Raw genomic sequence first — 6000 nt, forward strand, 5'->3', positions numbered from 1 at the left:
TTTTGCCTAAATCATAATAATTAATAAACTTCTATTCTTAACTTTCCTTTATAAACTTCAGACATTTTATGCTAAATTAATTTTTTATCAATAATCGTTTACAAAATGCTTATTATTATATACTTACTCTAAATAAGCGCCTTTCATTGCTGATACAGCTCCCCTTGTATAACGTCCAAATATCCCTTTTCTTGGTCCTGTTTTAGGGAGACTCCAATTTGCTTTTCGTTCTTCTAATATTTTTTCTATCTCCTCCAATTTATATGATTTTCCATTGATTCCAACAATATTTAGCTTTCTCTCATTTATATCAAGCTCAATTAAATCTCCATCTTTTACTAACGCGATTGGCCCTCCGGTTGCTGCTTCAGGCGATATATGTCCAACACATGGTCCTCTTGTAGCTCCTGAAAAGCGCCCATCTGTTAATAAAACTGTTGATCCATTTAATCTGCTATCACATACTATAGCCTCTGTTGTCATAAGCATCTCTGGCATCCCAGATCCCCTTGGCCCCTCATAGCGTATAATCAAGACTTCTCCTGGATTAATCTTATCTTCAATTACAGCATTATGACAATCTTCTTCACAATCAAATACTCTTGCAGCTCCCACATGATACATCATATTTTCTGATACTGCTGCATATTTGATAACTGCACCTTCTGGAGCTAAATTTCCTTTCAGAACTGCAATAGATCCCATTTCCTTTGTTGTCTCAACTGGTTTTATTAACTGATCCCGATTTAATCCATAATTATGAAGATATCCTTCTATTCTGTCAAAGAAACCATCATTTTTTATATCCTCAAGATTTTCTCTTAGGGTCTTACCTGTTACTGTTAGTACATCCAGATTTAAATAATCCTTTAATAACCACTGTACCATAGGAATACCTCCAGCAAACCAAAAGGCTTCAGTTGGGTACTCACCACTAGGATATATGTTTCCTATGTGTGGAATCTTATGATTAATCTCATCGAATATTTCAGGTTTTAATTCTATGCCAAGTTCATAAGCTATAGCAGGAAGGTGCAACATTACATTAGTTGATCCACCTATAGCCGCATGTACAACAATTGCATTGTAAAATGCTTCTTGAGTAAGTATATCCTTTGTTGTAATATTTGCCTTAACCAAATTCATAATTTGCCTTCCAGCTTTTCTGGACATTGCTGTTATATCTCTCATTGTAGCAGGCGCAAGTGCACTTCCTGGCAACGCTAAACCTAGTGCTTCAGCCATACATTGCATGGTGCTTGCAGTACCAAGAAACTGGCAAGCTCCTACAGATGGACAGCCAGTCAATTTAAAATCTCTGACTTCTTGATCAGTTATAGCACCTTTTTTCTTTTCTCTTAAAGAAATATCTCCAGCCTTAATAGATGTAGACATATATGGAGCTGGTCTCATGCTTCCACCAGGAACAAATATAGTTGGTATATCCATACGTGCAGCCGCTTTAAGATGCGCAGGGATTGATTTATCGCAAGAAGAAATTAAAACCATTCCATCCCATGAAACAAATGATCCATGAATTTCTACCATATCCGCAATAACTTCCCTTGAAGCTAATACAAAATTCATTCCATCATGTCCTTGAGCACATCCATCACAAATATCTGTAACGTGAAATTGTCCTGGACGTCCTCCTTTTTCATACACACCAATACTTACTTGATGCGTTAATCCCATAAGATGAGAACTTCCTGGATGACTATCTCCAAATACATCATCAATAAGTATTTGTGGCTTTTTTATATCTTCTTCATCCCAATCCATTCCCATTTGAAGAGAATCAAATTGTGACCAAAGCTTACGCTCTGGAATACTTTTTGGTGTTATAGAATTCTCTAACATTAGTAATCTCCTTTCAATAATTTATTACTTTAAATATTTAATATAGTCTAGACATAATCATCTATTTATTTCTCAATAATTTCTTGTATTTTCTTTTTTATATCATCGTTTATTTTAATATTATAATTTCTAATAGATGTATTCATATCTAACTTTAAAGATATATTAACTGCTTCTTTTAGTCCTACTATAAATGGATTTGTCAAATCATACAATTCAGTCAATCTATTTATTTTATCTTGGAGTATAAATAATTTTTCAAAGTCTTTATTTAGAACAGCTTTATACGTATCTACAAATAATTTTGCATTTACATTAGTTAATCCACCTATAATACCATCTCCTCCAGATAATAAGTTAGGTATTAAGTATTCATCAAATCCAGAAATTACACAGAAGTCTTTACGAACTTTCTTTACTTTTTGGACGAACCTTCTAATATTGCTAATAGAATCTGTAGTATCTTTAATGCCAACAATATTATTAAATTCATTTGCTAATCTTAACACTAATTCATATGATACGTTTATAGATGTCCTAGCAGGAAAATTATAAATTATAATAGGTAATTCCGTATTCTTCGCTATTATTGAATAATATTCGTATATATAATTTTCATCTAAACCAAAAAAATATGGAGTTATAATCAAAGCAGCATCTGCTTTTGCATCACTAGCACATTTATTTAATTCGATAACTTCTTCTATATTGTTATCCCCAGTTCCAACTATTAATTTTGTTCTCCCATTTATAACTTTAGATACAAACTTAATATAATCTTTTTTTTCTTCTAAAGAAGAAAAATTAAAAAATTCTCCAATCGATCCTAATATGACAATCCCATTTACTTCGTCTTTTATTAATTTCTCAATCAAAATCTCTAAACTTTTCTTATCAATCTTCCCTTCTTCATTGAAAATAGTCACTATTGGTGTATAAATTCCTTTAAACATAAAGCCTCCTTGTGTTCCATATTTGAAACACCATTCTATATATTGATTATTTTTTTGAGATGATTGATAAAATCATCTCAAAAATTAAAATAAACTTTCTTTTTTATATCCTAATTTTTTTGAAATATCCAGTGCAACTTTAGTTATAAGTTCTGCACACACTCCAATACGCTCATCATTAATTTTCATCTTTAACGTAGAAATAGATACTGCTGCTATTGCTTGACCCATCCTATTATATATAGGCACAGCTATACAAAATAATCCTTCCTCATTTTCCTCATCAGAAATAGAGTATCCTCTTTCTCTAATTAAATCTAAGTTTTCCATTAAGGATTCTTTATTCGTTATTGTACCCTTAGTTTTAGGAATAAATATAATCTGTTCAAAATAATTATTTAACTGCGCATTATTATAAGTTGCTAAAATAGCCTTACCTAAACTTGTTGAATACATTGATGTTCTAGATCCCAAATTACCAGTTGTTCTTAAAGTGCCTTTTGATTCATGCTTATCTAAATATACAAGTTCATTATCATTTACTACTGCTAAAAACACTGTTTCTCCAATATCATTAGACAACTTTTCCAAAAAAGCACTAGATATCTTAGTTAATTCCATCTTATTTAAATATAAGCTTCCAAGTTCAAAGACTCCTACCCCTAATTCATAACTCTTCAATTTCATGTTTTCTATTGATAGAAACTTTTCACTTACCAATGCATTAACTATATTAAATACACTGGTTTTAGGTATATTAAGATATTTACTTATTTCAGCAATTGTTACGGGTTCATCACTTTGCCCAACAAACCTTAAAATTTCTATTCCTCTTAGAATTGCTGTGTTCAAAAAGCTCACCTCACTGTTCCATATATAAAACACCATTCCAATTATCGTATTTATTATATATTGTGCTATTCTTTCTGTCAATCGTATAATTAAATAAAATTAATATTTTATCCATTAATTCTTTTCTAATATATTCTCTAATTTGAAATCTAAATATTCTTATTTCATTGCTTTAAACATACATGTTTTAGTTGTTATTGATATATCTCCATTTTTCTTAATATATTCTTCTAAATATTTCGTAAATTCTTTTTTCTTTTCACCAACAAGTATTGAACTTCCTTGAATAGTTGAGGCTTTATATGATACTACTGGTTCAGCATTATCTACTATTATTTTACCATCTAAAATTTCAACATCTACTTTATGAAAATATTTTTCAAGCATTCCTCTTCCGTGCTCTAGGTCAAATCTTTCTGAATACCCATTGTTATCTAACCCAGAATTAGGCGCAAAATTTTCTGAAAGTCTATTTAATTCCTTCATAGAATTACAAGAATTAGCTGTCACATAAAATACACCATTAGGCTTTAGTACTCTTTGTATCTCAGCTAAAGCCTTTTCTATATCTGGAACAAAATAAATCATATGTTGAGCGATGATTATATCAAAAGTTTCATCATTATAAGGTATTTCTTCAGCATTAATTTCTTCATAATGAAAATCATGATATACATCTTTCAATCTATTTCTTGCGATTCTAATCATACTTCTAGAAAAATCAGATATTGTAATATTTAAAGTATTCTCTATATAATCTTTATTCTTAAACCAAAGCTTTCCTGTTCCACATCCAAGTTCCAATACATTTGCGTTTAGTGAGAAATTTATTTGATTAAAACACCACTTATCAAAGTCTATTTTATTTACATTATAGCTATGAAGATTACTCCTAATATTTAAGTTCTTATCTGTTTTATATTGTTCCCTAACCCTACTTTCCATATTAGTTACTTTTATGATATCAATCAAATTATTTGCATCTAGAAAACCATTTTTCTTTGCTGTATTTTGTGCTTTATTAAAAACATCAATTACAGCATCAATATGTTTCTTCTTTTCTTCCAAAGCTTTCTTTTGAATGCTTATCATGTTCTCTAGGTTTTCTCCACTTTCATGTAATATATGACTTATTTCATTTAGCGACAACCCAATGAATTTTAAGGTTGTAATCTGCTGAAGCTTTAATAGGTCTTCTTCACAGTAAATTCTATATCCAGAATCAGTTTTTTCACTAGGCTTAAGTAATCCAATTTTGTCATAATGAAGTAATGTTTTCACTGTCACTCCTGATTTCTTAGCAAATTCACCAATTTTCAATTTATTTCCCTCCATAACATTATTCTAATCCATTACCTTAGGGTATAGTCAACTCTAATTTTAAAGACACACTATCTTTCATGACCTTTCCGATAAATTTTAATTAATATTATTAACCATTTTATACGTTATACTCTTATTTTTCCCCATATAATTCCGAGAAAATAATTGAAGGAGGAATAATTACCAATGAGCAGTATAACTATAAATTCAAATCGAACCAATTTATTCAAAAATATTAACATCAATTCAACTGATGACAAAAACAAAAATGTTGTTAATGGTAATTCTAGTATTACTAATAAACAAGATAAAAAAGAAAGCGATTTAATGCAAAATCTTCTAAAGCAAAAACAAGAACTTAAAGAAGAAAAACAAGTATTGATGGCTAAAGAAATGGACGCAAAAGAGAAAAAAGCTAAAATGGATGAATTAAATCAAAAAATAAAGGATGTTGATTCTCAGATTCAACAGCTAAAGATTCAAGAAAAACAAGAAGAACTTCAAAAGAAACAAGATGAAATTTCAAAGAAAAAAGCTAAAGAGGAAACATCTAACAAAGATGAAAATAAAACAAAAAGTGACGTAATAATTTCTGCTAGCTTAGGCGAATTCATTAAGATTAACGGCTCACAAAAAACTATACATTTGCTAAAGGATAGTAAAAACAGGCAAAAAGTAGAAGCTGAATATATCAAACCAAATAATATCGAAAGCAGCTACGATAACAATCGTTTATCGCAAATAGGCGCAAGCATAGCCAATATAAACATGACCATTTCCAAAAAGATTGGAGATATAAATAAAAGCGCTGAACGCATTCAAGCTAAAACAGAATTAGCTCTTAAACAAATCAAAGATAAAGATGACAATAAGTTAAATGAAGAAACAAAAGACATAGATAATAATACTAATAAATTAGATAAAAGTTCAAAAGATAAAAGAGTCTGTCAAGACTTTCGTGTAAACTTCAAAAAGTAATATGTTTATTTTATAAGGTTGGAGGTAGAATAAA

5 protein-coding genes are annotated in these 6000 nt (G+C 29.8%); 1 reads left to right on the forward strand and 4 read right to left on the reverse strand.

What is annotated here, in order from left to right:
• Positions 1-123 precede the first annotated feature (123 nt).
• The 4 genes from ilvD to L1S46_RS09315 form a co-directional block, all read right to left on the reverse strand.
• Entirely contained in the window at positions 124-1860 is a 1737-nt protein-coding gene (ilvD, locus tag L1S46_RS09300) for a dihydroxy-acid dehydratase (RefSeq protein WP_077829436.1), read from the reverse strand.
• Positions 1861-1925: 65 nt separating this feature from the next.
• Positions 1926-2813, reverse strand: a complete 888-nt coding sequence (locus tag L1S46_RS09305; protein ID WP_012060285.1) for a dihydrodipicolinate synthase family protein — start codon at positions 2811-2813, stop codon at positions 1926-1928.
• 84 nt (positions 2814-2897) lie between these two features.
• Entirely contained in the window at positions 2898-3665 is a 768-nt protein-coding gene (locus tag L1S46_RS09310; protein ID WP_077829437.1) for an IclR family transcriptional regulator, read from the reverse strand.
• 159 nt (positions 3666-3824) lie between these two features.
• Complete coding sequence (locus L1S46_RS09315; RefSeq protein WP_173715272.1) at positions 3825-4985, reverse strand: MerR family transcriptional regulator; 1161 nt, start codon at positions 4983-4985, stop codon at positions 3825-3827.
• A gap of 189 nt (positions 4986-5174) precedes the next feature.
• Here L1S46_RS09315 and L1S46_RS09320 point away from each other — a divergent pair, with 189 nt between their 5' ends.
• Positions 5175-5966, forward strand: a complete 792-nt coding sequence (locus tag L1S46_RS09320) for a FlxA-like family protein (protein WP_238899819.1) — start codon at positions 5175-5177, stop codon at positions 5964-5966.
• The last annotated feature ends 34 nt before the right edge of the window (positions 5967-6000 follow it).

It is taken from the genome of Clostridium sp. YIM B02500, assembly GCF_022324665.1.
Taxonomy (GTDB): Bacteria; Bacillota; Clostridia; order Clostridiales; family Clostridiaceae; genus Clostridium; species Clostridium beijerinckii.

Coding starts and splice junctions, on each gene's coding strand:
- L1S46_RS09320 (WP_238899819.1), top strand. CDS start 5,175: ATGAGCAGTATAACTATAAATTCAAATCGAACCAATTTATTCAAAAAT.
- L1S46_RS09305 (WP_012060285.1), bottom strand. CDS start 2,813: ATGTTTAAAGGAATTTATACACCAATAGTGACTATTTTCAATGAAGAA.
- ilvD (WP_077829436.1), bottom strand. CDS start 1,860: ATGTTAGAGAATTCTATAACACCAAAAAGTATTCCAGAGCGTAAGCTT.